We start from the raw sequence: 15902 nt of genomic DNA, 5'->3' as shown, positions 1-15902 counted from the left end.
CGTTTCGAATTGATTTCCCAAACGCTTCTGTCAGGATCCTTGGGACAACCGGAAAAGACCAATAGCCGTGTCTGACTCTTGACCCAGTCCGGGTGGCTGGGATGAAGTGGGTTTCCCCAGGCATCTCTCCATGAAAAAGTCCCTGTGGGTCTTCATACTTTTTGCAGCAGTCACTCTTTTCGGAATTATCCTCTTCCGCTTGGGTTCGGCTGAACGGGCAAGCTCCGGGAGGGCATCGGAGGCGCTGGCGACTCATCGTATTAGGACCCCGGCCAACCCGGCTCTCAACCCATCAACGCTCGATCCAGTCGAGTTCACCGCTTCGGTCGAAAACACCCGTTCCTCTTCGATTCCGGAGCAGGCGTTGGCTTCCTCGCTATCCCTCCTTCTGGATTGTTCGAATCTTCTGACTGAATCCACGGAGCCGATTGGAGATCGCCGTCTTCGGCGCACTCAGATATGGGAGACCGACGGCACTTATCCGTTTATCCGAACGGAAGAAGCGGTCGAACTTGATGAACAGGGAAGCGAAACGGTCGTCTCGCGCGTGGCCATGGTGGCCGACCATCTCCTCGTCCAATTGGAAGAACCGAAGCCGGACGCCACCACGGTTGCCCGGCTTTCCAGTCTCGGCGCCGACCTCTTTGAAACGGTCACCGGGGGTGGTCTTTACCGAGCCCGGATCCAACCGTTTGATGATCCCGAGAGGATGCCCCAGGTGCTCGCGAGCCTCCAGCGGGAGGGCGTCGGGATTCGTTTCTGCGAGCCGGACTATATTCTGGAAACCCAGCGGAGAATTCCCAATGATCCGAAGTTCAGGGAGCAGACCTGGTTCGACCGGACCCGGGTTGGTTCGGAGCCGAATCACGACATGGATGCGCCCGAGGGTTGGGAGATCCGTTCGTCTGCTCCGGATGTGGTCGTGGCCATCGTCGATACGGGAATCCACCTCACCCACGAGGACCTTCAGCCCAACCTCTGGGTGAACCCTGGCGAAATCCCGGCAAACGGGTTGGACGATGACGGCAACGGTGTGATCGATGACGTGCACGGATTCGATGCCATCAAAGGTTCGGCTCTCGAGGGCGATCCGGAAGGACACGGCACCTTGGTGGCCGGCGTCATCGGTGCAGTCGGAAACAACGGCAAGGGCATCGCGGGCGTGGCCTGGAAGGTCAAGCTGATGGGCGCACGCTTCCTTGACCAGAACGGGACAGGAGCAACCAGCGACGCCATCAAGGCGATCGATTACGCGGTCGCGAACGGAGCCGGGCTCATCAACAATTCCTGGGGCGGAGCGGGGCATACCTACGCCCTTGAGGATGCTCTCAAACGAGCTGGCAAGGCCGGGGTTCTTTCGGTCACGGCGGCGGGGAATTCGCACCGGAGTATCGGCGCAATTCCGACCTATCCCGCCGCCTTCGATCTGCCCGATCAGGTTGTGGTTGCGGCGGTCGACGACTCCGACACCCTGGCGACTTTCTCCAACTTCAGCTCCTCTCTCGTTCATCTGGCCGCCCCGGAGTCGGCTTTTTCGACCGATTACAACTCGGTTTCCAGTTATGCGATCTTCCACGGAACCTCCGCTGCCGCGCCCTATGTGACCGGGACCGCCGCCCTCCTTTTCGCACACCTTCCCGATGCCACGGCTTCATCAGTCACCGCCCGGATATTATCGACGGTCGAGGTCCGGGCATCCCTCAACCCGTATGTCGCCACCGGGGGGCGGTTGAACATCCACCGTGCGCTGGCCGGGGAGGTGGAAACACCGGCCAACGATGCCTTTGCCGATGCGACCGTGATGCCTTCCGACGGCTCCTTCGTCAGCGGGGTTCTTATCCGGTCCGGTAAAGAGCCCATCGAGCCGACCCCTCCCGGCTTTCTCGGACAGACTGTCTGGTATCGGTTCACGCCGGACCGTGACGCTTTTGCCGAGATCAGGCTCAGGCCGCTGGGGTTTGAGGCCGGGATTGCCCTTTACACGGGAGAATCGATCGGATCCCTCCAGCTGGTCCAATCGCGTCGGTCGACCTCCTTCGGGCAACCCCTGACCCTCACGGAAACGCTCAAGGCCAACCAGACCTACCGTATCCAGGTCGATCGGACAGCCGGCGTAGCCGGACCGTTCACCCTCAGTGTCGCGCTTGCGCCGGGCAATGACCTTCTCGGAAATGCCATCGAACTGTCGGGAGATGCCTTCGAGATCGAGGGAACCACCCGTCTGGCCTCAGCTCAGCCGGACGAGCCGACTCATCATCCGCAGGCCTCCCGTCGAAGCGTCTGGTACCGATGGACGGCACCCAAGTCGGGGACCTTCGCATTATCGGGCGAGAGTGTGGATGGCACGGTCTTCCCCGCGGTCTATGAAGGCGACACGATGCTCGATCTGGGTCGGTCCGATTCGGTCTTCGATCGGGGAATTGCCTCCCAATTGCTGATCCCGGTTCTCGAGAACCACGCCTATGTCATCGCCGTCGACTCCCAGAACGCCAACGGCTCCAGCTTCAGTCTTTGGGGGCGTTTCATCACCGGTCCGCGCCTGTTCGCGGAACCACAGGATCAAAGCGTCCTCCTTGGCGGGGATGCCGTCTTTTCCGTCACCGTCAACGGCGGCACGGATCCACAATTCCAGTGGTACTTCAACGGCAAGGCTCTCGTTGCGGAGACGTCCTCGTCATTGATCGTCTCGGGGGTAACTCCCGAGATGACCGGCATCTACCATGTGGTCGTCGCGACCGGCGGTGTCATCCTGGAGAGCCGCAGTGCCCGCTTGTCGATCGGAGGGAGCCCGCCTCGTATCCTGATTCCGCCGCGCTCCACCGCCGTGACTGTCGGTAGCTCTGTCACCCTCTCGGTATTGACCGATCCCGCGTCGGGCGTGGATTTCCAGTGGATCCGCGATGGGGAGGCGATCGAAGGCGCGAATGGACCGTCCTACAATTTCCTGAACGCGGAACTGGAGGATTCCGGGTTTTACGGGGTATCGGTTTCCAATCAATTCGGCATCTCCCATTCGTCGCCTGTCTTTCTGAGTGTCACCTCCGGTTCGACCGATTCCCACTTTTCCTTGCCCGCCGTCTTCGGGCCGCCTGGCCAGATCAATATGATCAACTGGGTTCATGATCGGTATTTCGTTACCGGATTCGGCGGATTGATCGGCTTTTCGCTCGACGGCGAGAATTGGCAGTACTCATCGGTTCCGGCCATAGGCGATTTGTATGGTTGGACTGTTTGCTTTGGCAACGGGATCTGGGTAATCGGAGGCACCCAGGGGTCCGCCCGTTCCGCCAACCTGATTGAGTGGGAAAAGGCGGACGACGGCGTCGGCGGCGTCCTTGCGGTCACTTTCGGCGCCGGTCGGTTCGTCAGGTCACTCTTCAGCGGAGTCAGCTATTCGCAGGATGGCCGATCCTGGACCCCGGCGACCGGACTGCCTGAGGACCTGATTGTGGGGTTGGCTTTTGATGGTCAGGTCTTTCTGGCCTCGAGCCCTCCGGGGATCTACCAGTCTCCCGACGGGATGACATGGGAAAAGGTCAATCGCACCGGGGCGACCGGTTACGGCAGGCTTCAGCACTCCGCCTCGCGAGGCTGGTGGATCCGGGAGCAGTATGGGCGGATGCTCCGGTCATCGGATGGCAAGCACTGGACTGAGGTCACACCATCGCCTTGGCGCGCCTCGGACATTAAAATCGACAGCATCGACGGTGAGGTTTACCTGGCAGATGACAAAGGGATCGCTGTCTGGTCGGGTGCCAAATGGACGACGCTGGACGAATCCGCCCAATGGGCCAGTGACTTTGTGGTTCGTGGCGGATCCATGACCGGCATATCCGGACGCCAGGTCGCGCCGTTGACGGCGCCAGCTCCCCCGTATGACAACGGAGCACTCTGGAGCGGCCACCTCGTTTCAGCTAATGATCGCTTCTTCCTCTTCAGAGACAGCGAGATCCTTGAATCCTCGGACGGTCTCAACTGGTCGGGAACGGCAAACCCGGAGTCGCTGCTTCCCGATTCTCGCCGGTTCGCATATGGCAATGGCGTTTATGCCTTCTCCGGTGGGCGAGGTACGCACCCGGCCGCATTCGAGAAAATGGATACCTTCTGGGAGCATGTCGTCTTCGGGGATGGGTTCTTCCTGGCGGTCGCCAGCAGTCAAGTATCCAGATCAATAGACGGCCTGGAGTGGGCAGAGGTCGCTTCACCTTTCCCTGAATCGGTTAGTGCGCTGGCATTCCAGAACGATGTTTTTGTCGCCGCGGGGCGCGAATTCATTGCCTATTCCATAGATGGAATCACTTGGACAGTGAAGCAGGGAGTCGAGTTGCAGCATGTGAGCTTCCTGGCCTACGGAAATGGCGTTCACATTGCCCTCAGTACGGATGGGACAATCCAGACTTCAGCTGACGGGCGAACGTGGACGACGAAAGGCAAAGCAAGCCCTTCGGGGGTTGGGGCTTCGATCCAGAGTCTGATCTTCCATCAGGGGCGCTTCCTAGCGATCGGCGATCGATCGATTATCCAATCGACCAACGGAGTGGATTGGACCTTGGCCACCGATAGCCTTTCGGCCTATGAACCCTGGAGGCTTTTGGCGGCCGGAGATGCCGTTCTCGTCATCAGCAGTTACGCACCGCCGGCTTTGCTGGGGACACCGAAAACCGAATCAGCCTTTCTGGACTTTCTTCATCCGAGTGGTCGACCGGTTGTGCTGCCCAACTCGCCGGTCGCGATCGAGTTGCTCGCGTCCAGCCCGGGCGATCCTTTTGAGCAGGTCATCATCACCGTGAACGGCAACGAGTTCGCCACCCTGATCCCCCCGGACCTGTCCGTTCAGTTCACCCCTGAGGCACCTGGTGACTATCGGATTGAAGCGGTTGGCAAGACAGCCGGCGGCCTGGAAGTGACTCGAACCCGGTTCCTCACTGCGGCGTTGGGAGGTTCGCCCGGTGGACCGCCGTCGACTCTGCGATTGTTCGATATGACCTTCTTCGAGGGTGCCTTCTACGGTGCAGGTCCCGACGGGATCATCTATGTCAGCCTCGATGGACAGGACTGGATCGCCATGCAGACACCCTCGTCGGCGGACGTGCGGCACTTCCAGGTGGCCCCGGCAGGTATCTGCGCCACCGACGAGGCCGGCGGCATTCTCTTCAGCCCGAATGGAGTCAAATGGGTCTATTTTCCGGACATGAGACTCTATTGGTTGTTCGAGCGGAGTCGGACGGACTTCTTTGCGATTGCCGATTGGCTTTCGGTCGACGGACTCAATTGGTACAATCACAAGACAGGGATTTCGCGTGGACCCGCAGGAAATCCGCCCGACGTTCCGGCTTCTTTGTTTGGGTATCTTGGTTCAGACCGAGGCAGGCCGGGCAGCCGGTCAACGGCCGTCGATGTGGCAGCCTCTGAGGAAGCGGGACGAATACTGCCATGGAAGGGACAGACGATCAAACTGAACTCGACGGCTCTTTTTCTCAGTTCCGACGGATTTGAGTGGGAGGAGATCACTCCGCCGGGCTACCCGGCGGGTAATGTCTCCCAGATTGATGTCACAGGAGATCTTCTGATCCTGCGCGACTACGCCTCCTATGAAGACCGGCCGGGTGCCATTCATCAATCCGTCGATGGGATCAACTGGCAACGGATCGCCACCGACCGGGGTCACCTGGCGACCGTCTCATGGAATGGAATGCTTATCAGTGCGACCCGTGGCGACGTGCGTATCTCCCGGGATGGTCTCATCTGGGAAACTGTAATGGAATTGGATCCAAACGTTTCCGGCTTGTCCCGAATGATTTCCGGGCCACTGGGTGTTGTTTTCCTGCGGGCGCCCTACGAACTGAGTCACCCAACCGTCATCGCGTCGACCCGCGACGGCCGAACCTGGGTCCACGGATCTGCCGAGCCCCTGGCAACGGTCAATAGGACCACGGCCATGACACAGAGTCCGGTCATTTATTCGGCCTCTTCACGATCCGTTCTGATTGAGGCAGCGGATTCCAATGAGGACTCGCCCGCCGACCTCGCCTTGGTGCGGGCGACGGCTCCTGCCGTTGACAAGTCGGTGGGGGACACGATCCCGATCGAACTTCTGTTCCGCAATGCCGGCAGATCGGGTCTGCCCGCCCGAGACCTTCAGGTCGACGTCCTGCTGACCACTCGAAAGGGTGTCTGGGGTGTTCCCGAGGATGGGCGCCATCTTCTACGATCGTTTCGGGTGAGTCTTCCGGCGCTTTCCGCTGATTCAAACCATACCGCCATCACCAACCTTCAATTGCCGGATACGATGCGTCCGGGCGACTACTACCTGGCGGCACGGATCCGTCCTTCCCGTAGTGTGATTGACGCCAACAGCGAGAACGACGTGGTGTTGGGCGATGCGGTATCGGTTGTCAGGATACCGAAGCGGAATCTCTCGATCGAGATCGCCGGCGAGGGTCGCGTCGACTCCAGCTTGCCGCTGAACGACCTGGCCAACGGGCAGGTCGTGGTCCTGTCGCCCCAGCCCGCCGACGGATACGAGTTTACCTCGTGGGCGGGGGATGTTGAAACCGGGCTTGATGTCGCCACGGTTCGGATGGATCGGGATCGGTCGGTGACGGCAACCTTCAGTCGGAGGCGTTACAGCGTGACTGTCGCGACACTGGGAGAGGGGACCGTCAGCGGTGTTCCGGCTTCAGGTTCGGCCCTTTTTGGAGATGAGGTCAACTTGCAGGCGGAGTCGGCCGTGCACTGGCGTTTCGATGCCTGGACCGGAGATCGCCAGACTTCGGAGTCGACCGTTCATCTGGCGGTTGCCCGTGACCAACGCCTGCTGGCCCGGTTTGTCCAGGACTATGTAATGTGGACTGCCACGGCGATGTCAGGGGCCGACGAAGAACGAAAAGCACCGGATTTCGATGCCGACGGCGATGGCTATTCCAACGAAGCTGAGTTCGCCCTTGGCACCGACCCGCTGGACGCGACCGGTATGCCCACTGTCCGGATTCGTCGGGAAGCCGCCAGCCTTGTCATTGATCTGGGCGTGAATCCGACGGCATTCGGCACGAGTGTTGGGCTTGAATCGAGCTTCGATCTCATCGATTGGGTCCCGGTTCCTGACCCCGTCGCAAGCGATCCCCTGGACTCCGATCCGGCCATCCGCACCTATCGCCTGAGTGGCACCTTCACCGAGGCAGTCTTTATCCGGATCGCCTCTGAAAAGGTGTCAGTTTTCAATATTCAACCCGGCTCAACTGAGGTTCCCGACTAAATGTCACTGCGCCTTCACCAAATAGCCGTTCAAACCGCAACCAACCCGATCGGCTACAAGAGTCAGTACATGGATCGGGACGCAGCGCGCAAGCGCGGAGATGGTGGTTGCCTCGCAACCGCCCGGAGGGTTGATGAGACGACGTCAAAGAAGGGGTCAACGTTCAGTTTTCAGTTTTTCTCTTGCTGAAACCACCAACCTGCCCGGAAGCATTTCCTGACCGTTCCGCACGGTGGACTTCGGGTTTGTTTTCTGAATTCTGAACGTTGACCCTTTTCTCCCCCTCGGTCGCTTCATCCGGCGCGACCCGATCGGAGAGGCCGGAGGGCTCAACCTCTACGGCTTCGCCGGCAACGACCCTCACTGATGATCGGCCGATGATGCTGAAGAAGAAAGAGCCTGGAAAGGTGACGCCACCGGTCAGGTCCGGTCTTTAGGGCGTCGCCTCGAAGTAGACGGTTGCCGGGGTGGGGTGGCCGGATCGATGCGGGTCAGAAACGGAAACCGGCTGAAATCGGTGTCCCGGGTGTAAATCGTCTTTATCCCGTTTTCCCTCATCAGGATTGCCGTATGGGCGTCAAATGCGAGGTTGCCGGTTAGGTCGGGGATTTCAGAGAAAACCTCGGCTGCAACATGCCGGTGCCGATCGGTCTCGACGAGGATTCGCAGGTGTGGGGACGCAAACAGCGCATCGAGAAAAGACCAGGCCTGAGAGACCGAAAACGGGAGGTTCAGGACCCGTGGGTGTGTGACGACCCGAATGAATTCGTAGACAATTCCCCACGTGAGGTACCACGGGGTGGTCTGTGGTCGCCAATTTTCGACCAACTTGCGGCATGACGCGTGGTCCGGCGAGTCCCCGTCCGCCGCATAGATGAGAATATTCGTGTCGACAACAAACACAGTCATCCTCCCATGGTGCGGTAGAGAGCTTCGCGGTCGGCGACATCCACCTGAAGTCCGCCGCCGCTTAGTTTCGGCAGGGGCGGAAGTTTTCCGTCTCGCTTTTCCGGTTCGACAATCGTGCGCAATGCCGCATCGACCATTTCAGACATGGTCTTCCGGCGCCGTGCCGCTTCGCGCTTCACCTCCCGCATCGTCGCGTCACTGATATTGAGGGTCGTCTTCATATGGTTAACCATACAGTCGGTAAGTTGCCTTGTCAATTGATCTTCCAGGGGCGAAGGCGGCGGAGCGGGTCGAAGGGGTCATTCCGTAAAAACGCAATTGTGGGGGGCGTTGGCATTCTCCTGATGCGCGACCTCCTCATGGCGTGGACTTGGCTGGGTGCCCTCAAGAAGCAAACGGATTCTTGATTTGCAGGGGACCGACATGCTGTCCGTCCTGCAGGTCTTCGGAATACAAGATAGACGCGCCTCCGGCTAGGGCGGATGCCACGATGAGACTGTCGTAGAGGCGGTATTGGAACCGGGCGTGAATCTCCAGAGCCTTGGCGAAAATCGTCCCGGACGGAAACACTCCACAATTCGGCCAGAGCACCAGATCCAGATAATCCTTGAGATCTCCGGCCTTCAGCGGCACCTCGAACCGGTGCAGGGCCACATTTGCGAACTCCTGCACAACCTGCCAGCTGACAAACCATCCGCTTCCACGAAGAATCTCTCGCGCGCGCTGCCGCTTGGCAGGAGCGGTGGCATCGAAGGAATAAACCACCACGTTCGTATCGAGAAAGACTCTAGCGGGCATTCATCTCCTCCCGGGTAAACTTCCCTCCGGATTGTGCGTAATCGAGTCGCAAATCCAGATCGCGGAGACGGTTCTCTCGCTCCTGCTGCCCCGCGAGGTCGGCCAACCACTCACGGAAAAGCTGGTTCAATGTCGATTTTCGCCTGCGGGCAATGTCCCGTGCACGTTCCACGAGGTCTTCATCTGCACTGAACGTGATGTTCTTCATAATCCGCACAAGATATGTGTGCACGGGTTTCGTGTCAAAGCGTAACTCGTGGTGGCCTTGAGAAGGGATGGTCAAGAGGATCAGCCCTGACTGTTAGCGGGATCGACGGCCTTGGTTTTCTTCAGCCGCGATGGCGCGGAAACCAAGGATTGGATGTATGCCGGGGGCCGGCTCGAAGGAATCCGGATTCGCTCTCGGAACCGGCGCGGTTCGAACCTGAAGCAGCAAAGCGTAAGGGCCGACCCGAATGGCGATGATAAGGGTGTTCAGGATGAATCACGAGATGTAGCCGCGGCAGTCTCTTGCCGCGTATCCACGTTGATACGCCCCAAGAGACTGGGGCGACTACACCAGACAATTGCACGATCAGGATATGGCCATTCTGAGCCAAAGAATCTGCCTATCTTGGCGCCATTCAGAGCTGCCCCCTTTCCTTCGAGACCCCTTTCCGTCGGATCAATCCAAGGTTGTAATTCGCTCTGCGGTTGCAGGCGGGATTGCCTTCCGGTTGCGGGTGGGACATCTTTCGGGGTGCCCATGACTTTGATCGATCTGAATTCCTACGCCCCTTTTCTCGATTCAATCCGGTTGGGTCGGCCGGAGATGATCGATCGGCTGGTCCGGTGGGCGGATCAGAACTCGGGCAGTCTGAACGGTCCCGGGCTCAAGGCCATGCAGGCTCTGGTGCAGGCGGATTTTGACCGGTTGCCGGGGGCGTTCTCGACTCTGCCGCTGGATCAATCGGCCCCGGGGGCCGGGCCGGGTGAGGTCATGCTGCGCTGGCAGTGTAGGCCGGAGGCCCCGATTCAGGTCCTCTTCAATGGGCACTTCGATACGGTCTTTGGTCCGGAGAGTGCCTTTCAGAAGTGCACGGTCCTCGACAACGGGCGCCTGCACGGTCCCGGGGTGACCGACATGAAGGGCGGGCTGGTCGTGCTGCTGGCCGCCCTGACTGCCTTCGAGGCCTGCCCGTGGAAGGAACGGATCGGCTGGGAGATCCTCATCTCGCCCGACGAGGAATTGGGTTCTCCGGGCTCGGCCGCAATCCTCACTGAGGCGGCCCGGCGGCACCATTTCGGGCTGGTTTTTGAATCGTCCCTCCCGGATGGGCAGATGGTCCGTTCGCGGATGGGGGTCGGGCATTTCAGCTATCGGGTTCGAGGGCGGGCCGCTCATGTCGGCCGGGATTTCGAGGCGGGGCGCAACGCGATCGAGGCTCTGTCCCGTATCGTGCTCAAGGCGACGGCGTTGAACCAGCAGATGGAGGGGGTGATCGTGAATGTCGGCCGGACCGAGGGCGGCGGCCCGATCAACGTGGTCCCGGACCGAGCGGAGGCGCAACTCAATGTGCGGGTCTGGCGGGCGGACCAGATGGAGGAGGTCATGGGGCGTTTGCGGGCCTGTGCGGAGCCGGTGGTGAAGCGCGAGGGATTTGCGGTCGAGATGGAGGGAGGATTTTCCCGTGGGCCGAAGGAGGTCACGCCTGAAGTGGAGGGGCTTTTTGCCACCATCCAGGATTGCGGACGGCCGCTTGGGCTGGATTTCGGTTGGCGGGATACCGGCGGCGGCAGCGACGGGAATATCCTGGCCATGGCGGGACTGCCCAATATCGACTCTTTGGGGGTGCGCGGGGAGTTCATCCACAGCGAAAAGGAGGTCGTTCTCGTTGACAGTCTGGTTGAGAGGGCCTCATTGACCGCGCTCTTTCTCATGCGGCTGGCCAAGGGCGAGGTGGCTTTGCCGGAGTCCATCTTGAACCGGTCGATCGAGCAACCCACGGGAGGGGTGAAGAGATGAACGGGGCGGTGGTCAGGCCGGTCCGTCCCGACGATCTGGATGCGCTTGTCGAGATGGCTGGTGCGATTCGTGGCGGGATGACCAGCCTGCCGCCGGATCGCGATGTCCTGGCCCAGAAGATTGATGAATCGCTCCGGGCCTTTGACGCGCGAATCCGCAAGCCCGGAGGGGAGTTTTACCTCTTTGTCCTGGAGGAAGGAGCCGACGGGGCGATCGCCGGAACCGCGGGCATCGTGGCGCGGGTCGGGGGCTTCGATCCCTTTTACTCCTACGAGATCAGGCACGAGACGTTCAGTCATGAACCCCTCAACCTGAATCGGGAGGTTGAGGTTCTGCATCTCAAGACCAACCACAAGGGGCCTTCGGAGGTCTGCAGTCTTTATCTTCGCCCCGCGAGCCGCCGGTCGGGCCGGGGGCGCCTGCTATCGCTTTCGCGCTTTCTCTTCATGGCCATGTTTCCGCAGCGGTTTGATCGGGAAGTGCTTTCCGAGATGCGCGGTTTCATCGATGAATCGGGTCGCTCGCCCTTCTGGGAATCGGTCGGCCGTCATTTCTTCCAGAATGATTTTGCGACTGCGGATTTCCTGAGTGGTCTCGGCAATAAGTCCTTCATCGAAGACCTGATGCCGGAGTATCCGATCTACGTGACCCTTCTGCCGGAGGAGGTTCAAAAGGTGATCGGCCGGGTGCATCCGGCCACCGAGCCGGCTCTTCGCCTGCTCCATGAGGAGGGCTTTACCTTCGCCAACGAAGTCGACATCTTCGATGCGGGCCCGCTGCTTCGGGCCGAGACCAGGAAGGTGCGGACCATCGCCTCCAGTCGGGTGGCCAGGTTGGAATCGATCGGGGAGATCGGCGAGCGGCCTGTCGATTCGCTCATAGCCTGGGGTGGGCTGGATTTCCGCTGTTGTCTCGGAGCGGCCGAGGCGGCGGGAGAAGGCCGTTTGTCCATCCGGATGGAGGACGCGGACAAGGGTTCTCTGAAGCCGGGTGACGAAGTGCGGGTCAGCCCGCTGAGAGGTTGATCAAGAAGCGATGAGACGGGGCATGTTTCAGTATTTGTCGGACAGCTTCCGGGCGGGTCGGACCATGGACGCTTTCAACCTGATGGGAGGTGCACGAGGGACGTGGCACCCTGCCAATGGCGAAAATGCAGGAGAGGCTTTATGCCTCGATGGGACAGGTGATCGAGGCATAAAGCCTCTCCTACGGGTAATGGATTTGGACCTTCATAAATGTCTGACCGTAGACATGGAAATCCGGAATGACCTTTGCCTGTTTTCACTGGATCGGGAGGTGCCTTGTGAGTCGGGGCCTATTTATATACAATAAATGGATACATGAAGCCGGGCCGGAGCTGGGGTCGACCGATCCGGTGACCGGCCAGGTTGTCTGGAAAGGGTGCACGGCCCGGCCGCAGGAGATTGATGCGGCGGTGGCCGCGGCCCGGGTGGCGGCCGCGGACTGGGCTAAGCAGGAATTGAGTCAGCGACGCGAGATCATTGAACGCTTTGCCGGTCTGCTCGAAGAGCATTCCGGTGCGATGGCCCTGGCGATCTCGCGCGAAGTGGGCAAGCCGGACTGGGAGGCGGCGACGGAGGTCAGGTCGATGATCGGGAAGGTGGAGCTTTCGATCGAGGCCCACGAGCGCCGCTGCGCTTCGTTCGTCGGCGGAACGGCGGTGGCCCGTTTCCGGCCGCACGGGGTGGTGGCGGTGCTGGGCCCGTTCAATTTCCCGGGGCACCTTCCCAACGGGCATATCGTGCCGGCGTTGCTGGCCGGGAATACGGTGGTTTTCAAACCGAGTGAACAGGCGCCGCTGGTGGCGGAGGAAACGGTGGCGTTGTGGGAAAAGGCCGGGTTGCCGGCCGGGGTGCTCAACCTGGTCCAGGGCGGCGGGGACGTCGGTGCCCACCTCGTCGAGCATCCGGGGGTGGATGGGGTCTTTTTTACCGGGAGTGCCCGGGCGGGTGTCGCGATCAATACCCGGTTGGCGGGAACACCTCAGAAGATCCTTGCCCTGGAGATGGGCGGGAACAACCCGCTGATCGTTCACCGGGTCGTGGACCGGGAGGCGGCGGTTCTGCTCACCCTGCAATCGGCGTTTCTTTCAGCCGGGCAGCGCTGCACCTGTGCCCGGCGCCTCATCGTCGAGCGAGCGGAGGCGGGGGACGCGTTTCTTGAGGCTCTGGTGACGGGGGCGGCGAGGATCCGGGTCGGTCACCACACGGAGCGGCCCGAACCCTTCATGGGTCCGGTTATTTCGCCAGTGGCTGCAGAGGCGGTTCTGAAGGCGCAGGCCGGATGGGTGGCGCGCGGAGGCCGGTCTCTTCTGGAATCGCGGAGGTTGCGAGCGGGCTCGGGGTTGCTTTCGCCGGGGATCATTGATGTGACCGAGATGGTGGAGCGGGAAGATGGCGAGGTCTTTGGACCGCTTCTTCAGGTGATTCGGGTCGATACCTTCGATGCGGCGATTGAGGAGGCGAACCGGACGGTCTTTGGACTGGCGGCCGGACTGATCAGTGACGACCGCGAGGCCTATGAGGTGTTCCGGAGGCGCATCCGGGCGGGGTTGATCAATTGGAATCAGCAACTGACCGGGGCAAGCGGAGCGGTGCCGTTCGGGGGGGTCGGGTTGAGCGGGAACCATCGGCCGTGCGGATTCTTTGCGGCGGATTATTGCAGCTACCCGGTGGCTTCAATCGAAATCCCCGAAGTGCGGCGGCCGGCAACGTTGCCGCCGGGGTTGGAGTGAGGCGAGCGGCACGGGGGGAATGGGGATGGATGGATTCTTTGAGGAGGCGCGCCCGGCGGCCACGCCCAGCTATGGCGAATCGGGTGGGGATGGGCGAGTCGGGTGGGGATGGCATCGATGAGGGGTATTCAGGAGGGATCACGAGATGTAGCCGCGGCAGTCTCTTGCCGCATATCCATGTCGAACCGCCCCAAGAGACTGGGGCGACTACACCAGACAGATGAACGAACAAGAAACGACCCCTTCGGGTGAGATTCCGACTTGCGCGATCGGGGTCTCGGGCTACAGGTTAACCGATTACGATACTTTCCCAAAATTTCCATCATGAGCACAACCACACCTGAACGATTTGAATTCCAGGCTGAGATCAAGCAGCTCCTCAACATCGTCGTCCACTCGCTCTACACGGACAAGGAGATCTTTGTCCGGGAGCTGGTTTCGAATGCCTCCGACGCTCTCGAGAAATTCCGGCATCTGCGGTTGACCGAGAAGGAAGTCTTCGACGATCGCCTCGAGCTCGAGATCAACATCACGACCGACGACACGGCCAAGACGATCACCATCCAGGACTTCGGATTGGGGATGAGTCACGACGATCTGGTCGAGAATCTCGGTACGATCGCCCACTCGGGCTCCAAGAAGTTTCTCCAGGCTCTGTCCGAAGGCGGTGAAAAAAACGCCAACCTGATCGGCCAGTTCGGGGTGGGCTTCTACAGTGCCTTCATGGTGGCCAAGACGGTCAAGGTCTACTCGCGTTCCTGGCACCTGGAAGGGACGGGCCATTGCTGGACGAGCGACGGTTCCGGTTCCTACGAGATCGAGGAGGCGGATGGACAGCGGCGCGGCACCAAGGTCGTGGTCGAGCTGAACGATGAATCGAAGGAGTTCGCCAAGGCCGACCGGATCAAGGAGATCCTCCGGCGGTATTCAAGTTTTGTCCCGTTCCCGATCAATCTGAACGGGGAAAAGATCAACACGGTCCAAGCGCTCTGGCTGCGGAACAAGAACGAAATCAAGGACGAGGAATACACCGAGTTCTACAAGTTCCAGGCCAACGCCTTTGACGAGCCCCGTTACCGTCTGCATTTCAGCGCTGATGCGCCTCTCGCCATCCAGTCTCTTCTTTTCGTACCGAAGGATAATATCGAGCGTTTCGGGATGGGGCGGCTGGATCCATCGGTCGCACTCTATTGCCGGAAGATCCAGATCGACGCTCATCCGAAGAATCTGCTGCCCGAATGGCTGCGTTTCCTCAAGGGGGTGGTCGACAGCGAGGATCTTCCCCTGAACATTTCGCGAGAGACGATGCAGGACAGCAGCCTGGTCGAGAAGCTCAACCGGGTCATCACCGGTCGCTTTCTGCGCTTTCTCGATGAGGAGGCTTCGAAGCGGTCGGAGGCCTACCTCGAGTTCTACAAGGAATTTGCCGTTTACCTGAAGGAGGGGGCGGCCACCGACTTTGCGAACCGGGAGAAGATCGCCAAGCTGCTGCGCTACGAATCGTCCCTGACCGAGAAGGGGAAGCTGACCAGCTTTGACGATTACGTCTCGAGGATGAAGGAGGATCAGAAGGAGATCTATTACCTGCTGGGCCCGAACCGTGCGGCGCTTGAGAGCGGTCCCTATCTGGAAGCCTTCAAGGCCCGCAATCTGGAGGTGCTCTTTCTTTACGAAGCAGTGGATGATTTCGTCATGTCCAATCTCCGTGAATACGGGGAGAAGAAGCTGGTGGCTATCGATCAGTCCGATCTCAAGCTGGAGGACACCCCGGAGCCGGCAGGCGAGAGTCTCGACGCCGACACCACGAAGAAGCTCTGCCTGTGGATCCGTGACCGGCTCGGCGACAAGGTGGCGGAGGTGAGCGGAAGCACCCGGCTGGTCGACAGTCCGGCCATGGCGCTCAATGCCGACAAGATGATGAGCGCGCAGATGCGGCGGATGATGCGGGCGATGAACCGGGACGAGGAGATGCCGCTGAAGGTGAACCTCGAGATCAATCCGCGGCATACCCTCATCCGGCGTCTGAACGACGTTCACGAAAGCAAGCCGGAGCTGGCACAGATGATCATCGAGCAGGTCTTCGACAACGCGCTGATCGCGGCGGGCCTGCTCGAGGACGCCCGGCCGATGGTGGAGCGGATCTACCGGATTCTCGAGACGGCGGCCGATTCGAAGTAGGG

The 15902-nt window shown here is 60.4% G+C and carries 9 protein-coding genes; 5 read left to right on the top strand and 4 right to left on the bottom strand.

The window, feature by feature from the left end:
• Window positions 1–130: 130 nt before the first annotated feature.
• A complete protein-coding gene (locus tag R3F07_10425; GenBank protein MEZ5276783.1) occupies window positions 131–7255 on the top strand; it encodes a S8 family serine peptidase in 7125 nt (2374 codons plus the stop codon).
• A 420-nt stretch (window positions 7256–7675) separates the two neighbouring features.
• On the opposite strand, the gene R3F07_10420 is transcribed toward R3F07_10425, so the two are convergent.
• The 4 genes from R3F07_10420 to R3F07_10405 form a co-directional block, all read right to left on the bottom strand.
• Window positions 7676–8164 (bottom strand): TA system VapC family ribonuclease toxin, encoded by a 489-nt coding sequence (locus R3F07_10420; protein MEZ5276782.1) that lies wholly within the window; start codon window positions 8162–8164, stop codon window positions 7676–7678.
• Window positions 8161–8385 carry a hypothetical protein gene (locus tag R3F07_10415; GenBank protein ID MEZ5276781.1) on the bottom strand — a complete coding sequence of 75 codons (225 nt, stop codon included), beginning with the start codon at window positions 8383–8385 and terminating at the stop codon, window positions 8161–8163. The genes R3F07_10420 and R3F07_10415 overlap by 4 nt, the downstream gene beginning before the upstream one ends.
• Window positions 8386–8548: 163 nt before the next feature.
• On the bottom strand, window positions 8549–8962 hold the full coding sequence (locus tag R3F07_10410) for a PIN domain-containing protein (protein MEZ5276780.1): 414 nt from the start codon (window positions 8960–8962) through the stop codon (window positions 8549–8551).
• Complete coding sequence (locus R3F07_10405; GenBank protein MEZ5276779.1) at window positions 8952–9170, bottom strand: hypothetical protein; 219 nt, start codon at window positions 9168–9170, stop codon at window positions 8952–8954. The genes R3F07_10410 and R3F07_10405 overlap by 11 nt, the downstream gene beginning before the upstream one ends.
• Before the next feature lie 537 nt (window positions 9171–9707).
• Between R3F07_10405 and R3F07_10400 the strand changes: the two genes are divergently transcribed.
• The 4 genes from R3F07_10400 to htpG all read left to right on the top strand — a co-directional run bounded on the left by R3F07_10400 (window position 9708) and on the right by htpG (window position 15900).
• Window positions 9708–10967, top strand: coding sequence for a hydrolase (locus R3F07_10400; GenBank protein MEZ5276778.1), 1260 nt, complete (start codon window positions 9708–9710; stop codon window positions 10965–10967).
• A complete protein-coding gene (locus R3F07_10395; GenBank protein ID MEZ5276777.1) occupies window positions 10964–11992 on the top strand; it encodes an arginine N-succinyltransferase in 1029 nt (342 codons plus the stop codon). Before R3F07_10400 ends, R3F07_10395 begins: the two co-directional genes overlap by 4 nt.
• A 278-nt stretch (window positions 11993–12270) precedes the next feature.
• Window positions 12271–13722 carry a succinylglutamate-semialdehyde dehydrogenase gene (astD, locus tag R3F07_10390; protein MEZ5276776.1) on the top strand — a complete coding sequence of 484 codons (1452 nt, stop codon included), beginning with the start codon at window positions 12271–12273 and terminating at the stop codon, window positions 13720–13722.
• Between the two features lie 324 nt (window positions 13723–14046).
• Window positions 14047–15900 (top strand): molecular chaperone HtpG, encoded by a 1854-nt coding sequence (gene htpG / locus R3F07_10385; GenBank protein ID MEZ5276775.1) that lies wholly within the window; start codon window positions 14047–14049, stop codon window positions 15898–15900.
• The last annotated feature ends 2 nt before the right edge of the window (window positions 15901–15902 follow it).

This window comes from Opitutaceae bacterium, assembly GCA_041395105.1.
Taxonomy (GTDB): Bacteria; Verrucomicrobiota; Verrucomicrobiia; order Opitutales; family Opitutaceae; genus B12-G4.
Note: the sequence above shows the minus strand (reverse complement) of the source record. Positions and strands in the feature narration are given on the sequence as shown.

Bases quoted from the DNA above. Each gene is read 5' to 3' on its own strand.
- R3F07_10425 (MEZ5276783.1), top strand. From the start codon at position 131: ATGAAAAAGTCCCTGTGGGTCTTCATACTTTTTGCAGCAGTCACTCTT.
- R3F07_10420 (MEZ5276782.1), bottom strand. From the start codon at position 8,164: ATGACTGTGTTTGTTGTCGACACGAATATTCTCATCTATGCGGCGGAC.
- R3F07_10415 (MEZ5276781.1), bottom strand. From the start codon at position 8,385: ATGAAGACGACCCTCAATATCAGTGACGCGACGATGCGGGAGGTGAAG.
- R3F07_10410 (MEZ5276780.1), bottom strand. From the start codon at position 8,962: ATGCCCGCTAGAGTCTTTCTCGATACGAACGTGGTGGTTTATTCCTTC.
- R3F07_10405 (MEZ5276779.1), bottom strand. From the start codon at position 9,170: ATGAAGAACATCACGTTCAGTGCAGATGAAGACCTCGTGGAACGTGCA.
- R3F07_10400 (MEZ5276778.1), top strand. From the start codon at position 9,708: ATGACTTTGATCGATCTGAATTCCTACGCCCCTTTTCTCGATTCAATC.
- R3F07_10395 (MEZ5276777.1), top strand. From the start codon at position 10,964: ATGAACGGGGCGGTGGTCAGGCCGGTCCGTCCCGACGATCTGGATGCG.
- htpG (MEZ5276775.1), top strand. From the start codon at position 14,047: ATGAGCACAACCACACCTGAACGATTTGAATTCCAGGCTGAGATCAAG.